The organism is Alteromonas sp. BMJM2 (genome assembly GCF_027257845.1).
GTDB lineage: Bacteria > Pseudomonadota > Gammaproteobacteria > Enterobacterales > Alteromonadaceae > Alteromonas.
Map to the genome: position 1 here is coordinate 348,215 of NZ_JAPVOT010000001.1, position 14,282 is coordinate 362,496.

Annotated in this window: 11 protein-coding genes; 10 read left to right on the plus strand and 1 reads right to left on the minus strand. The window is 43.7% G+C overall.

The features are described from left to right. Positions 1-49 precede the first annotated feature (49 nt). The 10 genes from O9X84_RS01540 (at position 50) to O9X84_RS01585 (ending at position 11,731) form a co-directional block, all read left to right on the plus strand. Positions 50-2,950 (plus strand): TonB-dependent receptor domain-containing protein, encoded by a 2,901-nt coding sequence (locus tag O9X84_RS01540; RefSeq protein ID WP_269517742.1) that lies wholly within the window; start codon positions 50-52, stop codon positions 2,948-2,950. A gap of 65 nt (positions 2,951-3,015) precedes the next feature. After that, entirely contained in the window at positions 3,016-3,921 is a 906-nt protein-coding gene (locus O9X84_RS01545; RefSeq protein WP_269517743.1) for a class I SAM-dependent methyltransferase, read from the plus strand. A 5-nt stretch (positions 3,922-3,926) separates the two neighbouring features. After that, the gene (locus O9X84_RS01550) at positions 3,927-5,759 is read left to right on the plus strand and encodes a putative 2OG-Fe(II) oxygenase (protein ID WP_269517744.1); all 1,833 of its coding nucleotides are present in this window, start codon (positions 3,927-3,929) and stop codon (positions 5,757-5,759) included. Positions 5,760-5,791: 32 nt separating this feature from the next. After that, positions 5,792-6,490, plus strand: a complete 699-nt coding sequence (locus O9X84_RS01555) for a 2OG-Fe(II) oxygenase (protein WP_269517745.1) — start codon at positions 5,792-5,794, stop codon at positions 6,488-6,490. A 297-nt stretch (positions 6,491-6,787) separates the two neighbouring features. After that, complete coding sequence (locus tag O9X84_RS01560) at positions 6,788-7,549, plus strand: DUF3450 domain-containing protein (RefSeq protein ID WP_269517746.1); 762 nt, start codon at positions 6,788-6,790, stop codon at positions 7,547-7,549. Positions 7,550-7,555: 6 nt separating this feature from the next. Beyond that, positions 7,556-8,914, plus strand: coding sequence for a MotA/TolQ/ExbB proton channel family protein (locus O9X84_RS01565; RefSeq protein WP_269517747.1), 1,359 nt, complete (start codon positions 7,556-7,558; stop codon positions 8,912-8,914). Between the two features lies 1 nt (position 8,915). Continuing rightward, positions 8,916-9,440: a MotA/TolQ/ExbB proton channel family protein gene (locus tag O9X84_RS01570; protein WP_032094464.1), complete on the plus strand. Its 525-nt coding sequence runs from the start codon at positions 8,916-8,918 to the stop codon at positions 9,438-9,440. 11 nt (positions 9,441-9,451) lie between these two features. Beyond that, a complete protein-coding gene (locus O9X84_RS01575; RefSeq protein ID WP_163105330.1) occupies positions 9,452-9,850 on the plus strand; it encodes an ExbD/TolR family protein in 399 nt (132 codons plus the stop codon). Position 9,851: 1 nt separating this feature from the next. Next, positions 9,852-10,463, plus strand: coding sequence for an energy transducer TonB (locus tag O9X84_RS01580; RefSeq protein WP_269517748.1), 612 nt, complete (start codon positions 9,852-9,854; stop codon positions 10,461-10,463). Between the two features lie 2 nt (positions 10,464-10,465). Continuing rightward, positions 10,466-11,731 carry a tetratricopeptide repeat protein gene (locus O9X84_RS01585; protein WP_269517749.1) on the plus strand — a complete coding sequence of 422 codons (1,266 nt, stop codon included), beginning with the start codon at positions 10,466-10,468 and terminating at the stop codon, positions 11,729-11,731. A 199-nt stretch (positions 11,732-11,930) separates the two neighbouring features. Here O9X84_RS01585 and O9X84_RS01590 read toward each other — a convergent pair whose 3' ends face one another. Further along, positions 11,931-14,279, minus strand: a complete 2,349-nt coding sequence (locus tag O9X84_RS01590) for a GNAT family N-acetyltransferase (RefSeq protein ID WP_269517750.1) — start codon at positions 14,277-14,279, stop codon at positions 11,931-11,933. Between the last annotated feature and the right edge of the window lie 3 nt (positions 14,280-14,282).

Genomic DNA, 14,282 nt, shown 5'->3' on the forward strand with positions numbered 1-14,282 from the left:
TAAACGACTCATAACTACCTCAGACAGTAGGTAGCCCAGGGAGACATACATGTTTAAAAAATCTAGAATCGCCACTTCTATAAAGTTGGCGGGCGCACTTAGTTTTGCAGCTGCTGCAAGCATCAGTGCACCGGTTTTCGCTCAAGAAGACGCTCAAGTTGACGAAAAGAGCGTAGAGAAAGTTCAGGTTGTTGGTTCGCGTATCCGTAAAGTTGATTTCGTAAGTAACGCACCAGTAGCAACAGTTGGTATCGAGCAGTTCGAACTAACTAACTCAGTTAACACTGAAGCACTTCTTAACACATTACCGCAAACTATCCCGGGTCTTGATCGTTCATCGAACAACCCAGGTGGCGGTATCGCTACTGTTGACCTTCGTGGTTTAGGTACTAACAGAACGCTTGTTCTTGTAGACGGCATTCGCGCTGTACCTAGTACTTCAGGCGGTACGGTTGATATCAACACTATCCCAGCGGCGCTAATCGAGAACGTTGAAGTTCTTACCGGTGGTGCATCAGCAGTATACGGTTCTGACGCGGTAGCTGGTGTTGTTAACTTCTCGCTTAAGAAGAACTTTGAAGGCGTAGATTTCAACACAAGTTTTGAAACCACCGAAGAAGGCGACGCTGAAATTTGGAACGGTTCATTAACACTTGGCGGAAACTTCGCTGATGACCGTGGTAACGTTGTTGTAAGCATGCAGTACACTGAGCGTTCAGCTCTTTTTGCTGATTCTCGTGCTATTTCAAGCATTGCATTAACTGATGCTGAAGACGAAAACGGTAACCTTTTCCTTGAACCATTTGGTTCTTCTGGTGTTCCAGCAACTTCTGCATTCGTAAGTGGTTTACCTGAGTCATTCGGTGGCGCTGCAATCTTTAACCAAGACGGCAGTATTCGTCCGTTCGTTCAAGGTGGCGCTACAAACGACTTCTATAACTTTGCACCGGTTAACTACCTTCAGTTACCTCAGCAACGTCACAATATTACAGCAATGGGTCACTTCGAAGTAAGCGACACTGCTGAAATTTATATGCGTGGTAGCTTTGCGAACAGTGATGTTCCACAGCAGCTAGCTGCGACTCCTATTTTCCAAACGTCTACCTTCACATTAGATGGTAACCCGTTCATCGACCCAACTGCACAACAGATTTTATCTGACGCGGTAGGTGGTGATGTTGACACTGATGGCGACGGTATTGCTGATGAAGGTACTGCGTTCCTACGTCGTCGTCTTCTAGAAGTTGGTCCACGTATTGTTGAAGATGACAATACAATGTTCTCAATGCTTGGCGGACTTCGTGGTTCTTTCGGTGATTCAGCGTGGACGTATGATGCATACTTCCAAACTGGCCGTGTAAACCAAAACTCTATCCAACTTGGTAACGTTAATCGTGACCGTTACGACCAAGCGCTTCTTTTAGCAAAGGACGAGAATGGCGACGTTATCCTTGATGCCAACGGTAACCCGAGTTGTTCTGATACGGGAGCAAACGGCGGTCTAGTTGGTTGTTCACCAATGAATATTTTCGGTGAAGGCAATATGTCTGCTGACGCAGCTGATTTTATCAGAACCCGCGTTAACTCTTCTTCTGAGTACGAGCAAAAGCTTTATGGCTTTAACATCAGCGGCGACACCATGGATTTCTTTGAACTTCCTGGCGGTCCAGTTGGTTTAGCGTTTGGTTTTGAACGCCGTGAAGAGAGCTTCTCTTTTGACCCGTCGCAAGATTTAGCAGCAGGTACAATTGCAGGCTTTAACGGTTCAGGTCCAGTATCTGGTGAGTTTGATGTAAACGAGTATTTCGTTGAAGCATACGTACCGCTTGTAGAAGGTCTTGAGTTTGCTGAGCTAATCGACTTAGAACTAGCCTATCGTTACGCTGACTGGTCAACAGTTGGTGGTGTAGACGCGTTTAAAGTAGCTGGTTCATGGACAATTAACGACGTAGTTCGTGTACGTTCAAGCTTCAACCGTGCTGTACGTGCGCCTAACATTGGTGAATTGTTCTCTCCTCAGAACGAAGGCTTCCCTTCTGCTGAAGATCCATGTTCATCTAAAGCAACTGATCAATCAGCTGCGGTAAGTGCAATTTGTACAGCTACTGGTGTTCCAGCTGATGCAGTATTTACTCCTACATTGGACGCAGTATCTGGTCAGACTCGCCAAGTAAGTGGTGGTAACCCGAATCTTCAGGAAGAATCTGCTGATACTTTCTCTTTAGGTTTTGTTGTTACGCCAATGGATGATTTAAGTGTATCAATCGATTACTTCGACATTGAAATTGAAGACGCAGTATTCGGCTTCGGTGGTGGTACAAACAACGTACTACAGAAGTGTTATGATCCAGAAGACGAGCTAGGCGGTGCAGGTTCAGCATTCTGTAACGTGGTAAATCGTCGCCCTGATGGCTCTATCGATTTCGTAGAAATCTTAAGCCAGAACGTTGGTGCGCTTAAACTTACCGGTTTCGACATGGTAGCTGACTATGCAGCGGAAGTTGCTGGTGGCAACATGCGTATTAACTACCTTGGTACATACACAACTGAGAACTCGTTCCAAACTGCAACTGGCGAGCCAGTAGTAGATTGTGCTGGTACATTCGGTAATACCTGTGGCGAGCCTACTCCTGAGTATGTTCACCGTATGACGGTAAGCTGGGGTATGGATGATTTCGACGCTCAGTTATTGTGGCGTTTTATCGGCGCGACAGAAGATGACGCCGATGGTACTACATACTTCCAAGAAGACACTGGTTCATTCAGCTACTTCGACCTTTCTGGTACATACCACTTAGGCGAAAACTATCGCTTGAATGCAGGTATTCGTAACTTGTTCGACCGTGAAGCACCACGCTTTGGTGATAACGCAGAACAGTCAAATACTTATCCTGCAACATACGATGTGTTCGGTAGAACTTACTTCGTAGGTGTTACTGCTAGCTTCTAAGCTTAGTTGTTAGACAAAAAGGTGGGCATTATTGCCCACCTTTTTTTTTACGTAAAAGGTAGATAATGAACTCAGTAGAAGAGTGGAACCAATATTGGAACAGTGCCAGTGCACCTCAATCCGATGCCTTGTTTACAGATGCTGAAGGTAAAGCGATAAAGGATTTTGTTGTCTTTTGGGAAGACTTCTTTAGTAACAGTGATAAAGACTCGCACATCCTTGATGTAGCATGTGGTTCTGGTGCGTTATTCAAAAGCGTATCCCACTTACCCTTTAGCAATATCGCGGGAATTGATTGCAGTGAGCATGCACTAGCACTTTTTAAAGAAGCCTTTCCTCACTCTCGCACTATTCTAAATTCATCTAAACAGCTCCCCAACGACGTTATAGGCACCTTTGATAAGGTTGTCAGCCAGTTCGGTATTGAATACTTGGGCAAAGAGGCAGTAGCGGAATTGCCGTCGCAACTAAAGAAAGAAGCAGAATTCGTCGCGCTTTGTCATTATCAGGATGGACACATTCACAGCCGCTATGCCGCTGAAAAAAATGCGCTGGTGTTGTTGTCAGAATTAAAGGCAGTTGAACAAGCAAGACAATTTGCAACTGACTTATTTGTGAAACCAGACAGTGCGTTGCCGTCGATGTCGGTTTACTTCAAAACTCTTGAGGCTAACAAGCAGCATTGGAATGCGGGTGCGTTGCATTTTATTCAAGGCGCTTACCAGCTGCTTCGAAACTATAAGCAATACAATAAGAGTGATATTGTGAATTGGATAGAGGGTATGGATAAGCAGCTGCAGCTTGCTTACCAGAGAGTATCGGCCATATGTGACGTTGCGCTTTCAAAGCAAGATATAAACGATATTATTGCTATTTCCAATCAAGACCATCAATGTTGGACAGCCAAGCCCTTTTATATGGCTAGCAGCAAACTTCCCGTAGCATGGGAACTAAGATTCAAAAAAGTGTAGCAACTATGTACGACCTACAAAAAACCTTGAGCCTGCATCAAGAGGGTAAATTAGATATCGCGGCTAAGAGCTATCAGGCGTTGCTCGCAAAAAGCCCTAATGATATCAATGTAAATTTTCTGTATGGAAAACTGCTTAACGATACACAGCAGCCCAAAAGGGCAGAGGCATTATTGCGTAAAGCATATAATGCGGTTTCGACAAATGTGGGCATTTTAACGGAGTATGCAAAATGCATGCTGTCGTTAGGTAAAAGCAAGGACGTCATTGGCCTACTGTCGAATCATTGTAAAACGTCGGTAGAGCTGTCAAAGCTCTTTCTTAAAGCGCAGCACCTTGTGTGTAATACCGCCGAACTTACCCAGCACTATCATAAACAATTATCTTACTGGAATGACTCAAGCAGCCTGATGCTAGTGATGGCTCAGCTTTGTGATGATAGGGGAGAGCTCACTGCTTCATCTGATATCTATCTTAAGATTCTCAGTAAAGACCCTAACAATGTATTAGCCCTTCACAATTTAGCCACAATTAAGAGACGGCTAGAGTTGCCTAATGACGCTATTGCGTTACTTAAGCGAGCACAAGCTCTGGGCCTCGATTCTTTTCAGTTGCACCACAATCTGGGTAATGCTTTTTCTGATCTCAATGATATCGACAGCGCAATAGCCGCATATTCAAAAGCGATATCGCTTAACCCCTATTATATTGATAGCTACAAAAATTTAGCCGCACTTTACAGTGAATCAGGCGACATTAGCTCTGCAATCGCGCTGTATGAAAACGCTATATCTGCCAATAGAGTATCTAAAGACATCATTCTAGAATTGATTAGAAACTATTTACGTGTAGGAAACACTGAAAAATCAAAACTGCTGATTTCAAAATATTTTTCTGCTGATAAGGGCTCTTCAAAAGACAAAGTTGATTTATACGACACTGACACTGACACTGGCGAGGAGATTGCGCTAGTTAATGCCGAAGTAAAATATCTAGAAAATGATATTGCAGGTGCTTTTGATGCGCTATTTGGCACATTAAAGGACATAGAGTCAGACAAGGTACTGCTTCAGTGCGCAAAGTATGCAATTCAAACTAACAATACGTCTTTTGTTTTAGAGCACATGCCTGAACTCACCAATAAAAAAGACAGTGCAGTGATGGCAAAAGCCTATCTCACTCTTGCCGAGCGTTTGTTAGGCCAAAACGCCCATAGGCAAAGTTACTGTCACTATGAAAACCTAGTTAAGACTTTTGAACTTCCCGATGCTATATCTCGTGATGGTGCTGCCGATTTTTGTAAAAAGCTAAGTGCCTATCTATCCACTCAACACACAGCTAAATCAGAGCCTTTGCAACAGACACTGAACGGAGGAACTCAGACTAGGGGAAATATATTCTCTCAGAATGACAACGAGCTCATAGTATGTTTAAAAGCATTTTGCGAACAGTCAATTAAAGACTATATAAGCGGACTTGACAGAGTCGCGCAGCCCCATCCATATCTACCCGCGTTGTCCAATGAAATTAAATTTGTCGGTGCCTGGTCGGTAAATTTGAGCAACAAGGGATATCACACAAACCACGTGCACCCGGAAGGCGGCTTGAGTGCGGTGTTTTATGTGGACATACCTAATAATCTTAATGAAAGTAATGAAGAGGGGCATCTCGTTTTTGGCAAGCCTAACTTTGATTTGCCACAAGATTTAACCCATGAATATTCAGTCATGCCAAAAATAGGTAAGCTGGTTGTATTTCCCTCTTACTTTTGGCATGGAACAATCCCTTTTCATTCATCAGAAAAACGACTGACTGTCGCCTTCGATGTTTCATCCTAATCAACCTACTTCAAATCATTGACGAGTAACTAATGAATACCCCTTTTAACAATGACATAGACCTGAGTGAAATTAGAAACACCTTCGCTGATAACGGCAAAGTAAGAGTTAACGATATATTGCCCTTCGAAAAGGCTGCGCATTTATATCAAGCACTGAGTGAGCGATTTGTATTTGATAATGCTATGGCGATAGATGGACAAAATATTGTTGTGTCGCCAGATGAGTGGAAAGCGCTTAAAGACGAGCAGAAAAAGCAGACCTACTTCAAATTAATGGACAACGCGGCAAAAGGAAATGGATTCTCCTACGGAAGAAAATACATTACCGCTGATGAGCCCGACGAACTTATTAGGTCGTTTTATACGGTGTTAAACAGTGAGGATGTTCTCAATGTGATGAGCTCCCTCACTGGCGTTGGAGAACTCAATTATGCCAGCATGCAGGTAACGCGCTTTATACCCGGACAGTTTCTTACTCGTCATAAAGATGTTGTAGATGCTGAGGGACGTAAATTAGCCTATGTATTTAACCTATCTCCCGAGTGGCATCCAGATTGGGGAGGACTGCTTCAATTCTTTAATGAAGATGGTACTACCAGTGAAAGTTGGACGCCAAACTTTAATACGCTCAGTCTGTTTACCGTTGAAAATATTCACAGCGTGACGTATCTAACTCCGTTTGCTAAAAAACCAAGGTTTTCAATAACAGGCTGGTCTGGCAAGCGATGATGGTTTGGTTAGGCGCTTATTCGCAGACTTTATTTACAAACTAACAGTACACAAAATGCATTGTTGGCATAACGTTTGTTTTTTAGTCAGGCAACGGCTCATTTCAATGGTGTAAACATAGTGTTGCTTGACTAACCCTCACATTCCATGTGAGTATAATAGGTTCGTAGTGCTGGTTAGCGCCTGATGTACTACATATTTGAAACAACATTGTAAAAATTTAATACGCCCCTTGCCCGAATATTTTCCTATCGGCGAGGATTCAAATAAGAAATTTGGTTGGGAACTATGTCCAAAATGAGCAAGAGAACTCTTATTGCTTCTACTGTTACAGGTGCATTCGCACTAACAGGTAGCGCAGTCTCTGCAGATACCCTTGATGATCTTCACAGAGAAGAAGCAAAAATTCATGCGGCTGCAGCGAAATCGCAAGAAAAAATCAACACGTTGTTTGAACAATCTCAAGAACTACTTGTTGAGTATCGTCAAACAGTAGACCAGACAGAAAACCTCAAAATCTACAATGATTATCTAGCTAGCCTTGTTGCTGACCAGCAGCGCGGCATCAACTCATTGCAACGTCAAATTGACAGCATTGAAGAAACTAAGCAGGGCATCGTTCCGCTTATGTTCCGCATGATTGATAGCCTAGAGAAGTTTATCAAACTAGATCGTCCTATTCACTTAGACGAGCGTCTTCAGCGCGTTGAGCGTCTTCGCGACCTAATGGCTAACTCTAACGTTACTGTATCAGAGCAGTTCCGCCAGGTACTTGAAGCGTACCTTGTAGAAGTTGAATACGGTACTAAGATCAATTCATACCAAGGTACAATCGATAATGCAGGTACAGAAGTAACTGTTGATTTCTTCAACCTTGGTCGTGCAGCACTGCTTGCGCTTTCTCTTGATCAAACTCATGCGTGGGTTTGGAACAATGAGAGCCGTGCATGGGAAAAACTTGGTGATGAATATCTTTCATCAGTTGTTGATGCAGTTAAGATGGCTAATGGCGTCGTTCCTGCAGATCTCATCAAACTACCAATTAGTGCAGCGGAGTAATAGTTAATGAAACCAGTATTCAAATCTCTTTTAGCCGCTGTGACACTTGCAGTTGCGGCAACCGGAGCACAGGCTCAGGAAGCAAAGAGCCTTAAGGATCTGCTTGACCAGGTTCAGCAGAACCGTGTTTCTGAAGCACGCTTAGACAAGCAACGTGAGGCTGAGTTTCAGTCTGCTCGTGCTGACAAGCAAGCGCTTCTAAGAAAAGCACAAAACGAACTAAAAGCAGAAGAAGATCGTGGTGATCGTCTACAACAGCAATTTTCTGACAACGAAGTAACGTTGAACGAAAAAGCGGCTGAACTAGATCAAGCTACAGGTACTCTTGGTGAAATGTTTGGTGTTGTACGTCAAGCGTCATCAGAAGCATTTGGTCGTATCTCTACGTCAATTGTAAGTGCTCAATACGCAGGTCGTGGTGAGTTCCTTGCAGCGATGTCAGAAGATTCTAAAGGTCTTCCTAACATTCAAGAACTAGAAGACCTATGGTTTGCACTTCAGAAAGAAATGACTGAAGGCGGCGAAGTTGTTAGGTTTACTACTGAAGTTGTAAACCTAGACGGCGGTTCATCTCAACAAGAAATCGTACGTGTAGGTACGTTCAACCTTGTTGGCGCAGACGGTTACCTTGCATATGATGCAGAAGCAGAAGTTGTACAGCCTCTTGGCCGTCAGCCAGATGGTCACTTTGTATCTTCAGCAAATGGCCTAGTATCTGCTACTTCTGGCATAGTTCCTTTTTATGCTGACCCTTCTCAAGGTGCGATCCTTGGTCTGTTAAAGCAGAAAGCAACTATGTCTGAGCGCTATCATGCTGGTGGACCGGTAGGTTACACAATTACAGTGATGCTAGTTATCGGTTTGCTTATCGGTGTTTACAAGCTAGTTACGCTTACTGTTGTTGGCGGCAAAATGCGCTCACAGCTTAAAAACGTAAACAACCCGTCTGAAGGCAACCCTCTTGGTCGTATCCTTAAAGTATACGGCGAGAACAAAAATGCTGACGCAGAAAACTTAGAACTTAAACTTGATGAAGCGATCCTTCGTGAACTTCCACGTATCGAAAGCGGTATCAACGTAATTAAGATCTTCGCAGCGATTGCACCTCTACTAGGTCTACTAGGTACAGTACTTGGTATGATTGAGACATTCCAAACCATCACATTGTTCGGTACTGGTGACCCACGTATGATGGCAGGAAGTATCTCAATGGCTCTTGTAACTACAGCTCAGGGTATCATTGCGGCACTACCGCTAATCCTTACTCACAGCATCGTAGCTTCTCGCAGCAAGTCAATCATCCATATTCTTGATGAGCAAACTGCGGGTATCGTAGCTGCTCACTCAGAGTCGGAGAAGGCGTAATATGAATTACCTGATTGGATTATTTGAATCGGTCAGGGACTTTATCGCTACCGGCGGTGACGTGCTTTATTTCGTCGCTGCCGCGCTCTTTCTCATGTGGGTTTTAATGATTGAGCGTTATTGGTATTTAACCTCTGTTTTTCCAAAGGTGAAGAAAAACATCATCGCTAATTGGGATGCACGAGCAGATACTACTTCATGGTATGCGCATAGAATCCGTGACGCGTGGATTTCTCAAGCGTCAGACGACTTAACCGCAAGAATGCTAATCATAAGAACGATTATTGCAATGTGTCCTTTAATAGGGCTACTTGGAACAGTAACCGGGATGATCAGCGTTTTCGAGACAATGGCCACACAAGGAACCAGTAATGCACGTCTTATGGCATCTGGTATCTCTATGGCTACAATCCCGACAATGGCGGGAATGGTAGCGGCGCTATCTGGGCTGTTTATCAGTTCACGTCTTGAAGCGAAAGTGAAGCTGGCAAGAGAAGGGCTAGTTGATAGCCTGCCACATCATTAGAGAGAGAGATTATGCCTCGAAAAGTCAGAACCGAGGAAGAAGATGCACAGATTGACATGACTCCCATGTTGGATATTGTCTTTATCATGCTTATCTTCTTCATCGTTACCACTGTTTTCGTTAAAGAAGCAGGGATTGAAGTTAACAAGCCAGATGCGAGTCAGGCGGTTCTTCACAAAAACGCAAACATCTTTATCGCCGTAACGGAAGATGGGAATGTTTGGTTAGATAAACGTGAAGTAGCGCCAGATAGCGTAAGAGCGAATATAGAAAGACTGCTTACCGAGCAGCCAACTGACTATGTAATCATTCAAGCTGATGTTAAAGCGAAGCATGGTTTAGTAGTTGAGATTATGGATCAGGTCAAAGCCGCTGGCGTTGACCGAGTCTCGGTAGCGGCAAGGGGATAAGATGTTACGTATAATTGTATCTATATTATTAGGTGCTGGTGTTGCATTTGCCCTATTCGTTCTTATGGCCAAGCTGATTGAAAACTCATCTAGGCCAGCAGACGAAGTGCCGCCTGCACCCGTAATCGATATTGTGATGCAGGAACCAGACGACCAGACGCAAATGCGTCAACGTGTTCCGCCGCCACCGCCGCCTCCGCCTCCACAACCTCCTAAAATGGAGCAAGTAGAGCCAGAAGCTGCGGAGCCAGATGCTGACGGATTTAGCTTAGCTATTCCTGCAATCGACACTGGTGGCGTGGGTGTAAACATTGGTGGTGTTGGTGCTATGCAGCGTGACGGTGAAGCAACGCCTATCGTTCGAATCGATCCTAAGTATCCACCGCAGGCGGCTAGAGATGGTCGCGAAGGATGGGTTAGGTTATCTTTCACTATCAATGAAGTTGGTGGTGTAGACGATATCGAAGTTATCGAAGCAGAACCTAAGCGTATATTCGACCGCGAGGCACGTCGTGCTCTTCGCAAGTGGAAATACAAGCCTAAAATTGTTGATGGCAAGGCTGTTAAGCAAACCGGCATGTTTGTACAGCTAGACTTCAAACTGGAGCAATGATTATGATGAAACGTTCATTCAAAATGTCAGCCGTTGCTTTGGTGCTAGGTGCAGGGGCGATGTTTACATCGTCTACTGCCCTAGCGCAGTCATCTGCTGTAGTTTGTCCTGGATACGAAAAGGGCAAAACAACACTGGTTGGCGAGCGAACTGGTAAGAAAGTTCAAAAGGCCTTTGAGTTTTACAATGAAGACCAAGTCGATGAAGCGTTGAATATCCTTTATGATATCGACCCGTCTGATGACTTTGATAGGTCTTACGTAAAGCGCTTCATCGGAAACCTGCTTGCTGCGCAAGAAGGTAAAGGTGCCAAGGCTTATGAATATCTTGCCGACTCTGTTCAACCAAAAGTGCTTAACGACCTTGAGCATTCTCAAACACTTAAATTATTAGGTGATTTGAGTATGCAGGAAGAAAAGTTTACTGACGCGGTTAAGTGGTATAACTCGTGGATGGATTTCACGTGTAAAGAAGATGCTGATGTATATACGCGTTTGACTCAGGCTTATTACGAATCTAAGCAATTAGATAAGATGATTGAGCCTGCGGATAAAGCCATTGCTTTGTACGAAGAGCCAAACAAAAACCCGTATGTGCTTAAGCTTACTTCGTTCTACGAGCGCAAGATGTTTCCTGAGACAGTTGCTGTAGCAGAAGAATTAGTGCGTAACTTCCCTGAAGAGCCTCGTTGGTGGAGTCAGTTAGGTTTCTTCTATCTTTCTGTTGAAGATTACAAGAAAGCACTTTCTACATTTGAACTTGCATACATCCAAGGCTACCTTGAAAAAGAAAGTGAAGTTAAGGCACTTTCTCAGCTTTACCAAACTAACGGCATGCCTTACCGCGGTGCCAAGGTAATGGAAAAGTACATGAAGTCTGGTTTGCTTGAAGAAGATGAGAAATTGCTGGCAAGTCTTGCAAACGCTTATCACTCTGCAAAAGAATTCAAAACAGCGGCGTCACTCTACGGAAAAGCTGCTCAAATGAGTTCTGACCCTGACCTTTATAAGAAACAAGGTACGTTGTTACTTGTTGCTGAAGATTATAAAGGCGCTATCTCTGCGTTAGAAAATGCACTTGAGAGAGGTGTTGAAAAGCCGGCTAAAGTTCACTTTACGTTAATGGAAGCTAACTTTTACGCTGGTAACTACAGAGAAGCCTTCAGACACATCCAAGAAGCTAAGAAAGATCGCTCACTTCGCCGTAACGCATCGGCGTGGGAACCTTATATTAAGGAAAAAGCGAAGAACCGTGGTATCAACATTTAATTGTTAATATTTACACTTAGTAAGAAAGCCTCCTGATGGAGGCTTTTTTGTTTCTGAACATTTTAGTGATGTAAAAATAAGATTGTATTTAACAAATCGGGGCTTAGGTTATAGAGACAAAGCTATAGAGATAACGCGAAGGGCCACTGTAATGTAACTACCGCGCAGAATATTGGCTTTCAAGACGGTAACCGTGTATCTAATCCTCTATATCAAGCCTTTTAATCAACCTGCTAATTATTTCCTTTAATGCTGCAGTGGTTCCTTTTTTTCCCGTCGTGTTTAGCGTGTCGGCGAGCATCTCATAGTTAGGACGAGGTTGTTGTAAAAGCCTTAATAATTCACTGTGTGTTTCAGTAGTCTGGTTATCGAACAATTCACTTAATACATCAAATAAAAGAGCGGCGTAATTGCTATTCGGATATTGACTGTTGCAGAGGGCTATCGCATTTACCTCTCCCCAGATGTTATCTAAGGTGCGATAACCTAAGATAAAATGACGAAGTTTGGTAACACAAAGTAGTTGTAAAGAAGCAGATAGAGAATCGAGGGGGGGGGGGTTATTCTTGGCGTCGTATATGTTGGCTAAGTGTGACGATAATCGTTGTGCATGGTCAGAAAGTGGCGCTATTCGCAATACACTTCTCTCACCACTCGCTTTGTTGGCTTTCTCACCCTTATGTACGCAGACAAATTCATTGTGTTGCCAAAATCTATCTAGTTTATCCTCTGAACCGTACGACGTGCTTAAGCTATCAATGTCAGCTTTTTTAGCAGCTTTTTCTATGGACGCTACAATAAGGGTACCAAACCCTTTACCCTGAAATTCTGGACACACCGCAATACGGTTAATACGCCAATACTTTAACGTTGCAAGGGCAGAGTCTGCACTCATAAGTGTTAATTGCTGTGCGCCTAAATGTCCTTTAGGTCGACGTTCGCCCGTTGCTATATTCTCAGCAATGTCTTGCAATTTCTCGCCACCTTCCTCGTTAACAACCGCCGCACCAATAACTCTGGCATCCTGATAGAGTAAAAATACTATGAGGTCTTGGCTATCTAAGAGCCGCATTAAGTCATCAGGCGTGGTTTGGTAGTGGGCAAGTGTCAATAGCTTCATCACATCTGCAAGCATTGTCTCACTGAGCATTTGAAACGTTGTTTTGTGTATTGCAATGTCATTAAACGAAGTGGTGGGGGGGAGTGGCGTCTCCACTGCCTGATAGCCATCTTCTTTATTGCCTTCAAGAAACGATTTTGAATTTTCACGACCTGTATCGAATAAACAGGCTCTATTGGTAAAGCGCTCTATGGGGTCATGGTAAAACCAGCGAAGGGGGGTATGTAATTCTACAATGTTGACGTGTTTGCGTTCACTTTCGTTTAAGTGAATGTGAAGTTTCGGAACAAGCTTATGAATAAAGCCGCTGCCGCTGCCCTCGTAGCCTTGTAATGTAGTGCTGAGCAGCCACTGTTTGTGCTTTTTGATTATATCAAGCACGACAGGAATGGGTAATGACGCTGCCTCATCAATGAAAACGACATCACAATGGCCGTTGAAGAGCATTGGATTATCAGGTGCAACCCATTCAACGGTCCCCCCGCCAACGCGTCGTTTTTTCTCCAACGTTTTATCCAGAACTTTATTCGAAGAAGAGTGCGCAACATGAGTATGTTTGCTATCGCCTGCTGAAGTTTTATTGTGGTAGCACATTCGGTCAATCTGACGGAAAACGGACTGTACGTTTTCAAACAGTGTACTTGTTAGCAGAATATGTTGGCCTTCATTTAATAAATGCCATATGAATATTCCTAACAGGCTTGATTTACCGCGCCCTCGAGGTGCCGCTAGCAGAGTATGTAAATTGTTATCTTTTACGTGTTTATTCAGGGCAGTAAATGCGTCTCTTTGGTCTTTAGAGTTAAATAGAGAGTGCGTTGAGCTTTGGGTATCTTGTTGGCTATCGAGTTTAACATCTAGACAATGGAATTCCTGCATTGCACCTTTACACCCAATATCTTGATTCGGTATTCGAGTACCTTCACGACGGTGAATTGCGATGTGCTTGTCATCTAAGAGCAATGTTATAAATCGTTTTAAATAAGCACTATCGGTACTCTTGTAGCCATATGAAATGAAAGAGGCATGGTGTTGCTGCGGCCACTTATCAAAAGAAGGGCAGGTAACAATGAGGCAACCGCCATGCCTTATTGTGCCAGCCAGCGCCAAAAAGTTGCCTGGACTAAAAGACTCATGGCAATGAAAAACGGCAATGTCCCGTTCAGAGCCCAATAGTATTTTTCTGTTTTTACCTTTTAATTGGCTCTCGCTAAACGCTTCTGCACGGTACTGTTCCGGTAGTTCAGCGAGCAATACATCAATAGTATTCTCGATAAACTCAACCTCGCCAGATATAACAAGGAGTCGGCGATGAATCTGTGGCCGTTCTGCATTGTTTTGTGCATTATATTCTACATCGCTTTTTTGCTTTGCAGCCTGCGTGTAGTAGGGGGCGAGTAGCCAATCACGTAATTGTTGTAGCGCCATGAA

Bases quoted from the DNA above. Each gene is read 5' to 3' on its own strand.
- O9X84_RS01540 (WP_269517742.1), top strand. From the start codon at position 50: ATGTTTAAAAAATCTAGAATCGCCACTTCTATAAAGTTGGCGGGCGCA.
- O9X84_RS01545 (WP_269517743.1), top strand. From the start codon at position 3,016: ATGAACTCAGTAGAAGAGTGGAACCAATATTGGAACAGTGCCAGTGCA.
- O9X84_RS01550 (WP_269517744.1), top strand. From the start codon at position 3,927: ATGTACGACCTACAAAAAACCTTGAGCCTGCATCAAGAGGGTAAATTA.
- O9X84_RS01555 (WP_269517745.1), top strand. From the start codon at position 5,792: ATGAATACCCCTTTTAACAATGACATAGACCTGAGTGAAATTAGAAAC.
- O9X84_RS01560 (WP_269517746.1), top strand. From the start codon at position 6,788: ATGAGCAAGAGAACTCTTATTGCTTCTACTGTTACAGGTGCATTCGCA.
- O9X84_RS01565 (WP_269517747.1), top strand. From the start codon at position 7,556: ATGAAACCAGTATTCAAATCTCTTTTAGCCGCTGTGACACTTGCAGTT.
- O9X84_RS01570 (WP_032094464.1), top strand. From the start codon at position 8,916: ATGAATTACCTGATTGGATTATTTGAATCGGTCAGGGACTTTATCGCT.
- O9X84_RS01575 (WP_163105330.1), top strand. From the start codon at position 9,452: ATGCCTCGAAAAGTCAGAACCGAGGAAGAAGATGCACAGATTGACATG.
- O9X84_RS01580 (WP_269517748.1), top strand. From the start codon at position 9,852: ATGTTACGTATAATTGTATCTATATTATTAGGTGCTGGTGTTGCATTT.
- O9X84_RS01585 (WP_269517749.1), top strand. From the start codon at position 10,466: ATGATGAAACGTTCATTCAAAATGTCAGCCGTTGCTTTGGTGCTAGGT.
- O9X84_RS01590 (WP_269517750.1), bottom strand. From the start codon at position 14,279: ATGGCGCTACAACAATTACGTGATTGGCTACTCGCCCCCTACTACACG.